Raw genomic sequence first — 13,935 nt, 5'->3', positions numbered from 1 at the left:
GAGTTTTACTTTTAGAATTTTACAAATGATCTTGCGTAGTGATCTTGCCCAACTTTAATTCCATTTAGACTTGACCGTAATAAAATACTTGAGCCTAAATATTGCGCTAACTTTTGAGTAAACAAGATTATTAAGAAGCTCACACTAAAATTAGGATGACTAAATTTACCTTTCCCTCATTCCAATTTAAAAGTATTACCTATCGTTTAATCTTTGGTTGTGTCGTGGCGGCGATTGCTATTTATGGATTGTCTTACACCAGCGCCCGCTTAATCATTCAAAGTGTTGTGGAAAAGTGGATGCTAGATATTGCCCAGTCACGGATTGATACCATTACCAAAGAAATTGAAGGCGAACTAAAAGCAATTGAACACAGTACCTTAATCCTAAGCCAGATCAAATCAAATAATGACCTTCGTCAATCTCTAAAAGTATTGGCAGATAATCAACCTAAAGTACAGGCGATCGCTCTGATTAATACTAATAATATTAACAACTTAGGATGGCAATACCAACGCCAAAAAGGATATACCAAATTAAACGAGCAAGAGCAGTTATTGTGGCAAAACCAATGTCTTTTTAATAAAAAAGAAGAGCATAAACTACAGCCCCATTGGACAGCCCCCCATCCTTTACTAAATAGTCAGTTATCAGGTGTTACCTATTGCGTTCCCATAACTTCAGGCATTTTGGCTATGGAGGTAAATCTAGATTGGATTACCCCCTTAATGCAAAAGTACTTAACCCAACCTGATGAGGTGAATTTTCTCAAACTCGGTGAAACTTTTGTGATCTCACCCTCCAACCAATGGATCGTTAAGCCGACCACACAGATTCAGAATAAGACTCAGAATGATTTGTTTAAGCAAATATCCCAGCAGGTTCCATCTGTAAACTGGAAAGTGGGTGTAGCTTTTAGTAATAGTGAATTAGAACGTTTCCTTCAGCATTATCTCTGGTTGGCGATCGCCTCCATGTCTAGGGATATGGTATTAATGTGGGTGGTTATTGCTATGATTTCCCGACTTACCACCCGTTCCTTGCGGGCTTTGATTGATAGTACGGAAGCGATGGCACATGGCGATCTTGACACAAAACTGCCCCCAGTTACATCCGTTGATGAAGTCGGCCGACTAACCCAAGCCTTTGGGCGCATGCAGAGTTCTTTACTTACTCATATCCAAGATTTACAAGAAACCACGGCTGCCAAACAAAAACTAGAAAGTGAAATTACCCTCGCGGCAGAGATTCAGCGCACCATGCTACCCCGACCTAGTATCCTGGGTATTCCCAATGCTCCCTACGAAATTTCCGCTTTACTCAAACCCGCCCGCATCGTTGGAGGTGATCTCTATGATTTCTTTTTATTGGGAAGTGATCGCCTATGTTTAATTATTGGTGATGTTGCTGGCAAAGGGTTTCCCGCCGCTCTAATGATGGCATGTACAGTCACTTTGATTAGGGCATTAACCAAAACCTCTAGTACACCTGCGGAAATTTTGCATAACGTCAATCGAGAGCTATGTGTGGATAATAATGAATGCCAATTTGTCACCCTATTTTGTGGTGTTCTCGATCTGCATAGCGGTAGGTTTATTTATGCTAGTGCAGGGCATGATGCGCCGTTATTAATCAAAAATCAACAGGTTACATGCCTAGATTTGGACACAGGTTCTCCCCTTGGGCTATATGAAGATGCAATATTTACACAAAGTGAATGTTTATTAGAGTCTAATGATTTAATTTTGTTATATACCGATGGCATTACCGAAGCAATGAATTCTAAGGGTGAAATTTTTACCGATGAGCGTTTGATCGAGACTATTAAGTTTCATCTTCCCTCTAATCCCACCCGCACCATTCGTACAGTTCAGCATTTCTGCGATCGCTTTGTGGGAGAAGCACCCCAATCCGATGATATGACCCTGTTAGTTTTGCAATATCTGCCCTTACATCCTCTTTTGCAGGAAAATATTATGGAATGGAGTCTTAGTATTAATAGCGAGTTAACAGACATAGAGAAATTAAGACAAAACTTGAGTCAAATTTTAGCAGCCGCAGCATTAACTATGGAATCCATTGAAGATGCTCAATTAATTGCGGAGGAAGTAGTTGTCAATATTATTCAGTATGGATATGCCAACTCCCAAGGCGGACATATTGATCTGCAACTAGAGCTTGATGCCGAACGTTTAACTATGACTTTTATTGATGGCGGCAAACCCTTTAACCCGATTACCGAAATAGCTGCCCCAGATTTAAATGGAGATGACGATAGGCGATCGCAAGGTGGATTAGGATTTTTCTTAGTTCAGCAACTATCGGAAAAAGTGAACTATATCCATGAAAATGGGAAGAACATTCTCACAGTTTGCCAACTTATTGCTAAAATACCCTAGACAAGCAACCCCAATCTAACAGACTATGGCATTACAAATTCACACTGCTAGTGCTGATCCCCAGACTGTTTGTCTAACTTTGAATGGAGAACTGGATACTATTACCTCCCCAGACTTAGATAAAGCAGTGCAAAGTCACCTAGCATGTCCAGAAGTTAAAATCCTAATTTTGGATTTACAAAAACTGAGCTACGTCTCTAGTGCAGGGTTACGCATATTTGCTAAAACTCGTAAGGCTGTGAAGTCAAGGGGTGGCAAGTTATTTTTCACAAATCTTTCCCCTCAGGTTAAAAAGGTATTTGATATTGTCAAAGCTGTACCACTGTCCGAAGTATTCGTAAATACCCAAGAGTTAGATGCCTATCTTGCGGTTATGCAATCTCAAGCCGAAGATGAAGAGGTATAGGGAGATTTGATCATTCAACCATAAAGTCAATTAGTGCCGATCTACCGCTATTTATTCCTGTCGGTACTGACCTAATACCAGTGGAGTTGCGGTTGAGTCGGGCAAATTTTTCTCCTAACTTGCGCCGTTTTTCCCTTTGGATATCTAAGCTGATGGCGCTAATACAATCTTGAATAGCATTATCTAAACCCGAAAGATGGGTACGAATTTGCTTAGAAGCAGCATAAGTGTCCATAGTTTGCTTATTAACTTGTAAAAGCCCTTGAAACTTATTGATAGTAGCGTAAAACTCTTTGACTCTAATCAACAGCTTCTCATGATCTAAATCTTCTTCAGTACCCATATCAGGAATTGAGTCAACTATTTTCCCAGATATACTTTCAGGTATGACTAGATTTAAGTGTTCATAAATCTGACTAACTTGAGAGTTAGCGGTTTTAGGGCTAAGCATTGGTAAAAGACAATAAGCTCCTTGCTTCTCTGCCCACCGTTGCTCAACCGTTGTGACTTCTGCTTCTGAACGTACCGTTTGCAAAATGATTTTGATCGATAATTGATTTTCCTTAACCCATCGCCCAACTTTACTAGCTTGTAACAGATTGCTATTAGGACATTGGATACTCATATCCAGTAAAATCAAACTGGGCAAGTTATCTATTGGTAATTGTTCTAGCAATTGAACGAGATCATTAACAGGTTCAACAACAACTAGTTCTAGATCAGGTGAGGATAAATACTGCATCCACAGCTTTAACTGCTCATTGTCGCTGTACATTAAATATATAATTTTTTTCATATAACCTCGTTACTTCCCGACTAGGGCTAAAACATAGCTGTACTAATCCTAGTTTTGCTTAACAAATCTCAAAGTAACAGCTAATACATTTACCGCCTTAATTTCCTGACTTCTTCTCTAAAATAACTTAAGAGGCGATCGCAAAACCATAACCCTTAGAATTACTTGCGAGAGCGGTATTTTAGTGATATTTGTAACGTTTAGGCTTAAATACAGATAATCAAGTTTTTATCTGCTCCATAAACCATGCCCCGACTTGGGCGTTATTACTGTCTCGACTGCGTTGCAGTGCCTCTTCTAATAGAACTAAAGGCAATCCAGTTATAACTTGGGATGTGCTGAGGCGATCGCTGCCTAAATTACCCAAAATCCGAAATGCCGTGATTTTCAAACTCTGGACATCTACAACCCAATATTCTTTCACTCCCATCTCTTCGTAGAGTAAACGCTTAATGCCCAAGTCTGAATTAATGGAGGTGTCAGCGATTTCAATTACCAAATCTGGCGGCGGTACGAGATCGAGATTCACGACCGAACTTCCTTTAGGGTAATGATCTCCAAGATAATAGGAACTATCAGGCTGGCATTCTTGGATTCCTTGTTTGCGATAACTACAGTTGGTAAATCCTTTAACAGGAATCTTTTGGATCATGCAATAGAGATTAATTAAAAAGCCAACGAAATCGTTATCAAAAGCGTGATCTGATCCAACTCCCATTTCTAAAAAGTAACTTCCGTGATAGTAATAAAACTTAGCTTTGTCGTAATCAGGGTTTTCTGAAATCGCTAAAAAACTATCCCACGACGCAGGAGTCCAGACTTGGTGGAGAATATTTAAATTTAGTTCGGGAGGAGCGATCGCAATCGTCATAACTAAATAATGAATTACTTGCTGATTTCTATTATCTCACTGCCGAGAATACAAAACTTTAGTGGGAATTAAAAAGAATCTAGAACCTGATCGATCACAGCGATCGCCTGATCAATTTCCTCAGCACTAACAATTAATGGCGGAACGAATCTTGCGACTTTTAACCCAGCAGGCACTAGTAGTAAGCCACGCTCAATGGCACCTTGGACAATATCGCGGGAAGTTAAGCTGGCAGATTCTTTAATTACCAAACCAACAATTAAGCCCCAACCTCTTACGGTTTCAATTTTATCGGGATATTTTTGAGCGATCGCTTCTAAGCCAGATTTTAGCTGTTGACCACGCTCACGGGCATTGGCAATCAAATTATCATCCACAATGGTTTGACATACAGTTAAAGCCACATGACAGGCAAAGGGATTACCACCAAAGGTACTAGCGTGATCGCCAGGAACAAACACGTCACAACTAGACTTGCAAAGCATCGCCCCAATGGGAATCCCACCACCTAAACCCTTAGCTGTTGTAAATACATCGGGTTGAATGCCTAAATTTTCGTAGCCCCAGAGCTTGCCACTGCGTCCCATGCCCACTTGGACTTCATCGAGGATTAGTAGGATTTTATGTTCATCGCAGATTTCTCTAATTCTTTGGAAATAGGCGCGATCGCCCGGACGAACTCCACCTTCTCCTTGTAATGCCTCCAGCATAATTGCACATAGTCTGCCTTTATACTTGGTGACTGCTGCTTCAAGGGCGGCAATATCGTTATAGTCAATATAATCAAACCCTGGAACTAAGGGCGCAAAATTCTTTTGGTACTTAGGTTGTCCAGTAGCGGTAATTGTAGCAAGGGTACGTCCGTGGAAACTAGCATTAGCGGTTAAAATTACAGGGTCTTCAATACCCAACTTGGTATGGGCATATTTACGGGCAAGTTTAATTGCGCCTTCGTTTGCCTCTGCACCAGAATTACAGAAAAAGGCTTTATCCGCACAGGAATTTTGGACTAACCATTTAGCTAAATCACCTTGAGGTGCTAGGTAGTAAAGATTAGAAACGTGATGCAATTTTTGCATCTGCTCGGTTACGGCTTTGATCATGGCTGGATGGGCATGCCCTAGGGTACAGGTGGCAATTCCCGCTACAAAGTCTAGATATTCTTTGCCGTTAGTATCCCAAACCTTACAACCCTCTCCACGCTCCAGGGCGATCGGAAAACGAGCGTAGGTATCCATAACATAGCGATCAAAATCGGAAGCGGAATCTACGATCGGGGTTTCAAGAGATTGTAACAAGGTGGCAGTCATGGGCTCACAAGAATTAGTAGTTTCTATCTATTATGACTAAAACTGATAAACCTTGTGTATATTTTGCTTCAGATATGGTTTAGCTATTTTGATTGGTTACTTTGGGGCTAATAAATATATGAAAGGGTATCCTGAGAACCAAAGTCTTATATTTTAATATTTCGGATATTCTTGTCTAAGGCGTTAAGCTTAATCTAAAATCTTAGGCTATCTGTATTCACCCAAGAATCTAATTAATCAATATTCACTTTAGGCAGCAGGTCAATGAAGCAAATCATCCGATGGTCAGTTCTAGCTACAAGTGCAGCCTTAGTAGTTGGGGGTTGGTCAATTTATAATTCCTTCAATTCCCCTGAGGTAACTAAAACTAACATTTCTGAGGCTGCCACCATTACCCCAGAATCTCCAACTTTTAATCTAGCTTCGGGTTTGCCTGTATCTCAACGGCTTTTAGAATTGGAACGGCGATCACAGGCCTCGGAGTTAAGCCTTGATCGTAGTCGGAGTCGCTATGTCTTAGCAAATATTTACTTAGCTAATCGCCGCCCACAAGTAGCTTTGGCTTTACTTAACGGGTTGGATCAGGAATACCCAATTTTAGCTGAGTATATTAGTTGGAAGCGATCGCAAGCTTTGGCAATGATTAACCCTAGTCAGGCAAAGGATAGCTGGAACCAAATTTTAAGTACCTATCCCCAAGGGTTTGCTGCGGCTGAAGCTTTAAATGCTTTAGGGCGTTCATCGGAGGTATTGGCAAAATTTCCCTCCCATCCCCGATCGCGATCGATCTTAAAAACAGAATTAGCTAAAAATCCCAATCGCTTTGAACTGCTGACCCAAATGGCGGTCTATTTCAATGATGATCCAGCTATTGTCCCCATCTTTAATCGGTTAATTACTACTTACAAAAGTAGGCTTAATCCTAGTCAGTGGTCGGCGATCGCTAAGGGCTATTTTGAACGCAGGGAATATGGTAAAGCCAATTTAGCCTATGCGGGGGCAGAGGTTGATCCCGATAATTTATACCTGTGGGGTCGGAGTTTACAACGTGCCAATCGCCCCAATGATGCCAAGTCTATTTATAGTCGGTTAGTTCAGCAATTTCCCACCCATCCCCTTGCGCCTAGGGCAGTATTACGGATGATTGACATTGCCAGTGCTAAAAATGAATTACCTGAAGTGAATAGACTGAGCGATCGCCTTGTTACCATTTACCCCGATACGGCGGCAGAGGGATTACTCAAAAAAGTTAACCTTTTAGAAAAACTAGGGAACAATCAAGCCACAACTACCCGTAACCTAATTCTGGCTCGTTATCCCCAGAGTAATGAGGCTGGTATCCTAGCTTGGCGATCTGCTCAACAACTGGCTAAAAATCGAAATTACCAAGGGGCGATCGCTCTAAGTCAAAAGATTATTACGAATAATCCGCAGTCGGAAATTGCTGCAGAAGCTGGTTATTGGGGAGGCAAATGGGCAAAGTCCCTAGGGGATCAAAGTAAGGCAAATCGCTTATTTCAGGCAGTCATTAGTAAGCAGCCCGATTCTTATTTTGCTTGGCGATCGGCAGTACAGTTAGGTTGGCAGGTGGGCGACTTTACCACTCTCCGCAATGTGAGCTTGCCCCTTAATCAGCCCCAATTTCGTCAGACACTTCCAGCAGGATCAGCAGTTTTACAAGAGCTATACATATTAGGGCAGGATCAAGACGCTAGCGATCGCTGGCAATTTGAAACTAGGGGGAAATCACTGAAGACCGCCAAAGCCATTTTTACAGATGGCGTATTACGTGTGGGGGTAAATGATAATTTACGGGGACTGCGGCAAATTGAAAGTATGTATTGGCTAGATGTTACTGCCCAAGAAAAAGCGGAAATCAAGCAAATTCTGCAACAACCAACGTTTAGGCAAAGCCTCTATCCCTTACCCTACTGGGAGCAAATTACGCAGTGGTCAAGTTCTAATAATCTGCCAGTCGCTTTGGTCGTTGGTTTAATCCGTCAAGAATCTAGATTTGAATCTCAAATTGTCTCAAGTTCGGGAGCAATTGGGTTAATGCAAATCATGCCTGATACAGGCGCATGGATCAGTAGTAAAAAGAAATCACCTAATTATTCTTTAAATAATCCCGCCCAAAATGTGGAATTCGGCACATGGTATTTAGACTACACCCATCGTAAATTTGGTGATAACACTATGCTTGCTGTAGCCAGTTATAATGCTGGTCCAGGTAGGGTGCAACAATGGGTTAATGCTTGGGGAGCGATCGATCCCGATGAATTTGTGCAACGGATTCCCTACGATGAAACCAAAGGCTATGTTGAGCGCGTGTTGGGAAATTACTGGAATTATTTACGTTTATATTCGCCGCAGATCCAACAACAGATTACCCAAACTAGCGCCTCTTAGCTTTTTATAAATGCTTTTTACCACTGTATTTTTTTTACCTTTACGCCTCGGTAAGTAGTGACCTTGGGTTTAGGTGCCTCAGGAACAGGGGTAGTTTCAGAGGGGGGTTGAATTCTGGTATCGGATAGAGATTCTTCTGGTTTAGGAGTATCAATGGCAGCCCCTCGATAGGTTACTACAGGTGTGGCTTTGGGAGTGATCTCAGGTGGAGCAGATGCGGCGATCTCGTTTTTAATTTTGGTAATTTCAAACTCTAGGTTTTCGGTGTAAATATCAGCAATTAACAGAGCCACTTCATCTAGGGATTCTTGTTTTAGGGTTCTAGAAAGGATGCTGCTCACTAAACCTATCGTACTGCCAAGGGTAGCCTGAGTTAGCTTAGGGACAATTCCAATCGCTCCACATTTTCCTGTTGCCCATTTTTCTTCATATGCCTTAATTTGATTGGAGTTAGAGTTTAATAATAAGACCTTAAGTGGGGTACTTAAACTTCGACACCATTGACATACTGGTACCACCTGCAAACTATTGGAAGTAGGACTCTTAACCCCAATATCCATAATCAATAGGTCTGGCAGAGCTTTAGCATCAATTGTCTTCAACATTTCAACCACATCAACATTTGCAGGTCGCCAGTCAACTTGGATACCTTGAGATTGAAGTGCAGCATCCCAGATTCTTCCTTGCTGTTCATCTAGCTGCAACATTAAGACTGTCTTGGGAGTTGGGGGCATGGACTTAATTAGGACTTTATAGTATTCAATTTTTAGTTCGATTTTTAGCCTTATTTTTCAAAGCTTGGTCTATTACTCTAAAGTCTTTAGTATTCCAAGTATGTGACTTAAATAACCAAAAGTTCAAAAAAATTTACCGTGCATATAAATACACTCTATCTCAAGCAATTTCGTAACTATGTTGACCAAGTTGTGAGGTTTACTGCACCTAAAACGATTATTTTGGGCAATAATGCTCAGGGAAAATCTAACCTTTTAGAAGCGATCCAACTGCTTTCAACTCTGCGATCGCCAAGGGTGAGCCGAGATCGAGATTTAGTTAAAGATGGTGAAGTTAGTGCGGAAATTAAAGCTATTTGCCAGCGATCGCTCTTTGAAGTAGAAATGGTAATGCGCTTACGTCAAGAAGGCAGACGGAGTTTAATTCTCAATGGGGTGAACCTCAGCCGTCATCTGGAATTTTTAGGGCATGTTAACGCTGTATATTTTTCCAGCCTTGATCTAGAATTAGTACGGGGCAGCCCCGAATGCCGTCGAGATTGGCTCGATAATGTGTTAATTCAGCTAGAGCCAGTGTATTTAAGCTTTTTGCAGCAATACAACCAAATTTTACGCCAACGCAATGCCCTACTCAAAGGCATACGCCAAGGCAAATTAGCTAATGATCCCGAACAATTGACAGCATGGAATACCCAACTAGTGACCACGGGGACAAGATTGATGCGGCGGCGCTCGCGGTTAATCCAAAGGCTGACACCACTGGCTCGAACTTGGCACAATAGTATTAGCGGTGGACAGGAATGGGTGGATATTGTTTATACGCCTAAATTTGAATTTAATGATGCCGATCCTGTAGAGTCAATCCAAGCAGCATTTTTAGAGCAACTTCAGGGCAAAGCGATCTCCGAGCAGCAGCAGGGTACAAGTCTAGTTGGACCGCATCGAGACGAGGTGAGTTTGAGGATTAATCACACTCCCGCCAAGGAATATGGCTCCCAAGGACAACAAAGGACATTGGTACTTGCGTTAAAATTAGCGGAGCTAGAACTTATAGAATCCGTGATTGGTGAACCTCCTTTACTGCTTCTAGATGATGTTTTGGCTGAATTAGACCTGCAAAGGCAAAATTGTTTACTGAATGCGATCGGAGATCGAGTCCAAACCATTATTACTAGTACTCACCTCAGTGTCTTTGATGGCGGTTGGCTAAATTCAGCCCAAATTTTGCAGGTAGAAAATGGTAGTGTCAAGCTTGATTAAAAACCGCAAATTCTATGAATATTGAACCAGACTCCCCCACTCCAGTTACTCCGGCACCCAGTTACGTCAAATTGGCAATGCGGAATATGGTCAAAAAGCGTGGCACTTCTATATTTCACTTTCTCTTAACTAGTGTGGGATTAATTGCTGTCCTAGTTGCTTTAGCCGTAGTATTTCGCTAGTGATCACAATCACCTGCGTCTGTACCAACCATCACAGTTATTAGACCTAATATCCTTAATACTTATTTAAACTTGATAATCTAAGACTTGGCAATTCAGCTAAGTAAGGAAATCAGTTAGTATCCCTGAATAATCAATAATCAATTAATTTGAAGCTCTCTAGCTTGGACTCACAGCTTTGACTAACTCTGTAAATACTAAATTAAATATCGAACTTAACGTAGAACTGAACCCAGAGATCGCCCAACTAGATGCACTAGACTCCATAGACATTCAGCCTTGGCAATATTGGTTTCAGGTATGGCTAAATCTGCTTACCCCCAAGGTGGAAATTACCTCAACAGACTACGAAGCTTCGTTATTACTTACCGATGATCGGTCAATTCAGGCTTTAAACCGCCAATATCGTTTCCAAGATCGTCCCACAGATGTTTTAGCATTTGCTGCCCTAGAGACTGACGTACCAGCCTTAGCCATGAACTTGGAACCAGTGTATTTGGGGGATATTGTTATCTCTGTCCCTACTGCTATCAATCAAGCATTAGAGCGGGGACATTCAACTAATTGGGAATTAGTGTGGCTAGCCGCCCACGGCTTTTTACATCTTTTAGGTTGGGATCATCCAGATGCTGAAAGCCTTGCTAGTATGCTGGCGGAACAAGATTTATTACTGGAGGCGATCGCCATTGCTAAAAATCACTAATAAAAACATTAGCAAACCTAAATGAACATCTACATCTTTTTTTAGTCTATGGGTTTATTGACAGGAGTAGGAGAAAAATATGAACAAATCTCAATATCACGAGCGCACTTCCTTGAATATCGGCACTATAAGTACTGAACTTAAGAATGTTTTAGAGCAGCCTGAGCGCAATCACTCCCTACAGGTATCTACGAGTCTATGGGCGAGCTTTAATTTTGCTTGGCAGGGATTGTCCTATGCCTTTAAAAGCCAAAGAAATTTTCGGATTCATACCATCATTGGTTCTATTGCCTTGCTGCTAAGCCTGTGTTTGCAATTACCTGCGATTAATTTAGCCGTAATTAGCCTAACTATCGGTGCGGTGCTAGGAATGGAGTTGATTAATACAGCCCTCGAGTCGGTGGTGGATTTAACCCTAGGACAAAAATATGATCCCTTGGCAAAAATAGCTAAAGACTGTGCTGCTGGTGCCGTTCTAGTTGCGTCTATAGTTGCTCTGGGGGTAGCCCTGGTTTTATTAGTACCACCGCTAGTAGGATTGATTATAGGTTTAGGCAATTCCTTAGATTTTGTTTGAAGTTTCTACCCAGAATTAAACTAGACCTGCCCTTGGTTTACATTTAATCTCCAGTTAATTTGCGGTTAATTTACGATCACAATAGGATAGTATAATAAGCCTAATATTTCGGAAGCTACATGACTGAATCCTGTCTTACCTTCGATGAACCACCCGATTCTCCAGAAGAAGCCTGTGGTGTGTTTGGTGTCTTTTCACTCCAAGCTGAAAATGTTGCTAAACTTACCTACTTTGGTCTTTACGCCCTTCAACACCGAGGACAAGAATCGGCGGGGATCACTAGCTTTGATAGCGATGGAACTTCTTACACCCATAAGGATATGGGCTTGGTTTCACAAATATTTAACGAAAAAAATCTTAATACTCTACCTGGGAATATAGCGATCGGGCATAATCGTTATTCTACAACTGGCTCTAGTAAAATTGCCAATGCTCAGCCGGTGGTTGTCCCTACCCGTCTAGGTAGTTTAGCTCTTGCCCATAACGGTAATCTAGTAAATACTGCAAACCTCCGTGACGAACTGCTAGCACAGGGACATGAGTTAAGTTCTAGTTCAGATTCTGAGGGTATTGCCTTTGCGATCGCCGAAGCTGTAAATAATGGGGAAAACTGGATTGGTGGGATCACAACTGCCCTCCGCCGATGTCAAGGGGCATTCAGTCTTGTCATGGCTACATCTGAGGGAATTATTGGGGCTAGGGATGGTTATGGGATTCGTCCTCTAGTAATTGGACAGACTGAGGATGGTAGTTATGTATTGTCCTCTGAAACCTGTGGCTTAGATATTATTGGAGCTCAATATGTTCGGGACGTAAATGCTGGAGAATTAGTATGGATTGACAAATCAGGGCTAACTTCCCATCAGTGGCTAATTGAAGCACTACCTAAGCTCTGCGTATTTGAAATGATTTACTTTGCCCGTCCCGATAGCGTTATGAATGGGGAAAGTTTGTATAGCTACCGTATGCGTTTAGGTAAGGCACTAGCTATAGAATCGGCAGTAGATGCGGACTTAGTAATTGGTGTACCAGATTCAGGGATTCCTGCAGCGATCGGCTACTCTCAAGTTTCTGGAATTCCCTATGCCGAAGGGTTAATTAAAAATCGCTATGTTGGTCGCACTTTTATTCAGCCAACTCAGGCAATGCGAGAATCTGGAATTCGGATGAAACTCAATCCATTGAAAGATGTGCTATCAGGTAAACGGGTCATTGTCATTGACGATTCGATTGTGCGGGGTACAACTAGCCGTAAGTTAGTTCAAGCTCTTCGAGATGCAGGGGCAACGGAGGTACATATGCGAATTTCCTCACCGCCTGTAACCCATCCTTGTTTTTATGGTATTGATACCGACTCCCAAGATCAATTAATTGCAGCTACCAAATCTGTGGCAGCGATCGCTAAAATTATCAATGTAGATTCTTTGGCATACCTAACACGAGAGAGTATGCTTAAAGAGACCAATGTCAATACAGGTAATTTTTGCTCTGCCTGTTTTAGTGGTGATTACCCAATCCCAATTCCTGATCGCTTGAAACGCACCAAACTTATCCTTGAACCCCAACTATAAGTTACCTATGAGTAAAGTTCTATTTCACCTTGCCTTTCCTGTAATTGATATTCCCAGTACCAAGGCTTTTTATGTGGATGGTTTAGGCTGTTTAGCAGGTAGGGAATCAAATTCTTCGCTAATTTTAAGCTTGTATGGACATCAACTGGTGGCACATGTCGTGAATGAATTACCAAATAACCAAACGTGCATCTATCCGCGTCACTTTGGTTTGGTGTTTCAATCGGAAAGTAGTTGGCTGGCATTACTGGAAAAAGTCCATGATAAAAGACTCAAGTTCTATCAACAGCCCAAGATTAGATTTGCGGATACACCACTTGAACATCGTACTTTTTTCTTGACCGATCTTTCTGGCAATATTTTGGAGTTCAAACACTATAAATTTGAGTCAGCAATCTTTGGTGAAACTGCTTTTCATCAAGTAGGTGATCTAGCAGTAACTCAAGTGCCAACCGTGCAGCACATTTATTAATTTATTAGTTCCTAAGAACTATTCCCTTCCTTAAGCTTTTGACGCAGGGTTTGAAATTTTTTCCTTAGCTGACGCTGACGGGCGGAGCCACCTTTTCCTTTGGAGTTTCTACCTTCGTTGCGAGGAGACTCCCATCTTTTTAGTTGCTGAGCCATAGTTTTTACCTTTGATATTTTTATTTCGACATTGATAGGACTTACGCAAAAGAGGAAATGAGTTAAAAAGGAAGAATGATTTGAGGGAGA

Annotated in this window: 14 protein-coding genes; 9 read left to right on the top strand and 5 right to left on the bottom strand. The window is 41.6% G+C overall.

Annotated features, from left to right (window positions below):
• Positions 1–155 precede the first annotated feature (155 nt).
• Entirely contained in the window at positions 156–2,399 is a 2,244-nt protein-coding gene (locus SYN7502_RS13605) for an ATP-binding SpoIIE family protein phosphatase (RefSeq protein ID WP_015169357.1), read from the top strand.
• A 25-nt stretch (positions 2,400–2,424) separates the two neighbouring features.
• The gene (locus SYN7502_RS13600; protein ID WP_015169356.1) at positions 2,425–2,805 is read left to right on the top strand and encodes an STAS domain-containing protein; all 381 of its coding nucleotides are present in this window, start codon (positions 2,425–2,427) and stop codon (positions 2,803–2,805) included.
• 10 nt (positions 2,806–2,815) lie between these two features.
• On the opposite strand, the gene SYN7502_RS13595 is transcribed toward SYN7502_RS13600, so the two are convergent.
• The 3 genes from SYN7502_RS13595 to SYN7502_RS13585 all read right to left on the bottom strand — a co-directional run bounded on the left by SYN7502_RS13595 (position 2,816) and on the right by SYN7502_RS13585 (position 5,782).
• Positions 2,816–3,601 carry a hypothetical protein gene (locus tag SYN7502_RS13595; RefSeq protein WP_015169355.1) on the bottom strand — a complete coding sequence of 262 codons (786 nt, stop codon included), beginning with the start codon at positions 3,599–3,601 and terminating at the stop codon, positions 2,816–2,818.
• A 220-nt stretch (positions 3,602–3,821) separates the two neighbouring features.
• On the bottom strand, positions 3,822–4,472 hold the full coding sequence (locus tag SYN7502_RS13590) for a Uma2 family endonuclease (protein ID WP_015169354.1): 651 nt from the start codon (positions 4,470–4,472) through the stop codon (positions 3,822–3,824).
• A gap of 68 nt (positions 4,473–4,540) precedes the next feature.
• The gene (locus SYN7502_RS13585; RefSeq protein WP_015169353.1) at positions 4,541–5,782 is read right to left on the bottom strand and encodes an aspartate aminotransferase family protein; all 1,242 of its coding nucleotides are present in this window, start codon (positions 5,780–5,782) and stop codon (positions 4,541–4,543) included.
• A 264-nt stretch (positions 5,783–6,046) separates the two neighbouring features.
• Here SYN7502_RS13585 and SYN7502_RS13580 point away from each other — a divergent pair, with 264 nt between their 5' ends.
• Positions 6,047–8,191 (top strand): lytic transglycosylase domain-containing protein, encoded by a 2,145-nt coding sequence (locus SYN7502_RS13580; RefSeq protein WP_015169352.1) that lies wholly within the window; start codon positions 6,047–6,049, stop codon positions 8,189–8,191.
• A 17-nt stretch (positions 8,192–8,208) separates the two neighbouring features.
• Here SYN7502_RS13580 and SYN7502_RS13575 read toward each other — a convergent pair whose 3' ends face one another.
• Complete coding sequence (locus SYN7502_RS13575; protein WP_015169351.1) at positions 8,209–8,925, bottom strand: hypothetical protein; 717 nt, start codon at positions 8,923–8,925, stop codon at positions 8,209–8,211.
• Positions 8,926–9,063: 138 nt separating this feature from the next.
• Between SYN7502_RS13575 and recF the strand changes: the two genes are divergently transcribed.
• From recF to SYN7502_RS13550, 6 genes are all read left to right on the top strand, one after another.
• Positions 9,064–10,185 carry a DNA replication/repair protein RecF gene (recF, locus tag SYN7502_RS13570; protein WP_015169350.1) on the top strand — a complete coding sequence of 374 codons (1,122 nt, stop codon included), beginning with the start codon at positions 9,064–9,066 and terminating at the stop codon, positions 10,183–10,185.
• Between the two features lie 14 nt (positions 10,186–10,199).
• On the top strand, positions 10,200–10,367 hold the full coding sequence (locus SYN7502_RS19030; RefSeq protein ID WP_015169349.1) for a DUF3285 domain-containing protein: 168 nt from the start codon (positions 10,200–10,202) through the stop codon (positions 10,365–10,367).
• Positions 10,368–10,593: 226 nt separating this feature from the next.
• Positions 10,594–11,070, top strand: coding sequence for an rRNA maturation RNase YbeY (gene ybeY / locus SYN7502_RS13565; RefSeq protein ID WP_246829000.1), 477 nt, complete (start codon positions 10,594–10,596; stop codon positions 11,068–11,070).
• A gap of 79 nt (positions 11,071–11,149) precedes the next feature.
• Positions 11,150–11,647 carry a diacylglycerol kinase gene (locus SYN7502_RS13560; protein ID WP_015169347.1) on the top strand — a complete coding sequence of 166 codons (498 nt, stop codon included), beginning with the start codon at positions 11,150–11,152 and terminating at the stop codon, positions 11,645–11,647.
• A gap of 119 nt (positions 11,648–11,766) precedes the next feature.
• Positions 11,767–13,218 (top strand): amidophosphoribosyltransferase, encoded by a 1,452-nt coding sequence (gene purF / locus SYN7502_RS13555; RefSeq protein WP_015169346.1) that lies wholly within the window; start codon positions 11,767–11,769, stop codon positions 13,216–13,218.
• Between the two features lie 7 nt (positions 13,219–13,225).
• Complete coding sequence (locus SYN7502_RS13550; RefSeq protein ID WP_015169345.1) at positions 13,226–13,690, top strand: VOC family protein; 465 nt, start codon at positions 13,226–13,228, stop codon at positions 13,688–13,690.
• Between the two features lie 11 nt (positions 13,691–13,701).
• Here the strand turns inward: SYN7502_RS13550 and SYN7502_RS20245 are convergent, their stop codons facing one another.
• Entirely contained in the window at positions 13,702–13,845 is a 144-nt protein-coding gene (locus tag SYN7502_RS20245) for a hypothetical protein (RefSeq protein WP_015169344.1), read from the bottom strand.
• Positions 13,846–13,935: the final 90 nt, after the last annotated feature.

Origin of the sequence: Synechococcus sp. PCC 7502 (assembly GCF_000317085.1) — a bacterium.
In the GTDB taxonomy this organism is placed as follows: domain Bacteria; phylum Cyanobacteriota; class Cyanobacteriia; order Pseudanabaenales; family Pseudanabaenaceae; genus PCC-7502.
This window is presented reverse-complemented; position numbering and strand designations above follow the sequence as displayed.

What these genes read in the sequence shown, in the direction of transcription:
- SYN7502_RS13605 (WP_015169357.1), top strand. Translation starts at nt 156, where the DNA reads ATGACTAAATTTACCTTTCCCTCATTCCAATTTAAAAGTATTACCTAT.
- SYN7502_RS13600 (WP_015169356.1), top strand. Translation starts at nt 2,425, where the DNA reads ATGGCATTACAAATTCACACTGCTAGTGCTGATCCCCAGACTGTTTGT.
- SYN7502_RS13595 (WP_015169355.1), bottom strand. Translation starts at nt 3,601, where the DNA reads ATGAAAAAAATTATATATTTAATGTACAGCGACAATGAGCAGTTAAAG.
- SYN7502_RS13590 (WP_015169354.1), bottom strand. Translation starts at nt 4,472, where the DNA reads ATGACGATTGCGATCGCTCCTCCCGAACTAAATTTAAATATTCTCCAC.
- SYN7502_RS13585 (WP_015169353.1), bottom strand. Translation starts at nt 5,782, where the DNA reads ATGACTGCCACCTTGTTACAATCTCTTGAAACCCCGATCGTAGATTCC.
- SYN7502_RS13580 (WP_015169352.1), top strand. Translation starts at nt 6,047, where the DNA reads ATGAAGCAAATCATCCGATGGTCAGTTCTAGCTACAAGTGCAGCCTTA.
- SYN7502_RS13575 (WP_015169351.1), bottom strand. Translation starts at nt 8,925, where the DNA reads ATGCCCCCAACTCCCAAGACAGTCTTAATGTTGCAGCTAGATGAACAG.
- SYN7502_RS19030 (WP_015169349.1), top strand. Translation starts at nt 10,200, where the DNA reads ATGAATATTGAACCAGACTCCCCCACTCCAGTTACTCCGGCACCCAGT.
- SYN7502_RS13560 (WP_015169347.1), top strand. Translation starts at nt 11,150, where the DNA reads ATGAACAAATCTCAATATCACGAGCGCACTTCCTTGAATATCGGCACT.
- purF (WP_015169346.1), top strand. Translation starts at nt 11,767, where the DNA reads ATGACTGAATCCTGTCTTACCTTCGATGAACCACCCGATTCTCCAGAA.
- SYN7502_RS13550 (WP_015169345.1), top strand. Translation starts at nt 13,226, where the DNA reads ATGAGTAAAGTTCTATTTCACCTTGCCTTTCCTGTAATTGATATTCCC.
- SYN7502_RS20245 (WP_015169344.1), bottom strand. Translation starts at nt 13,845, where the DNA reads ATGGCTCAGCAACTAAAAAGATGGGAGTCTCCTCGCAACGAAGGTAGA.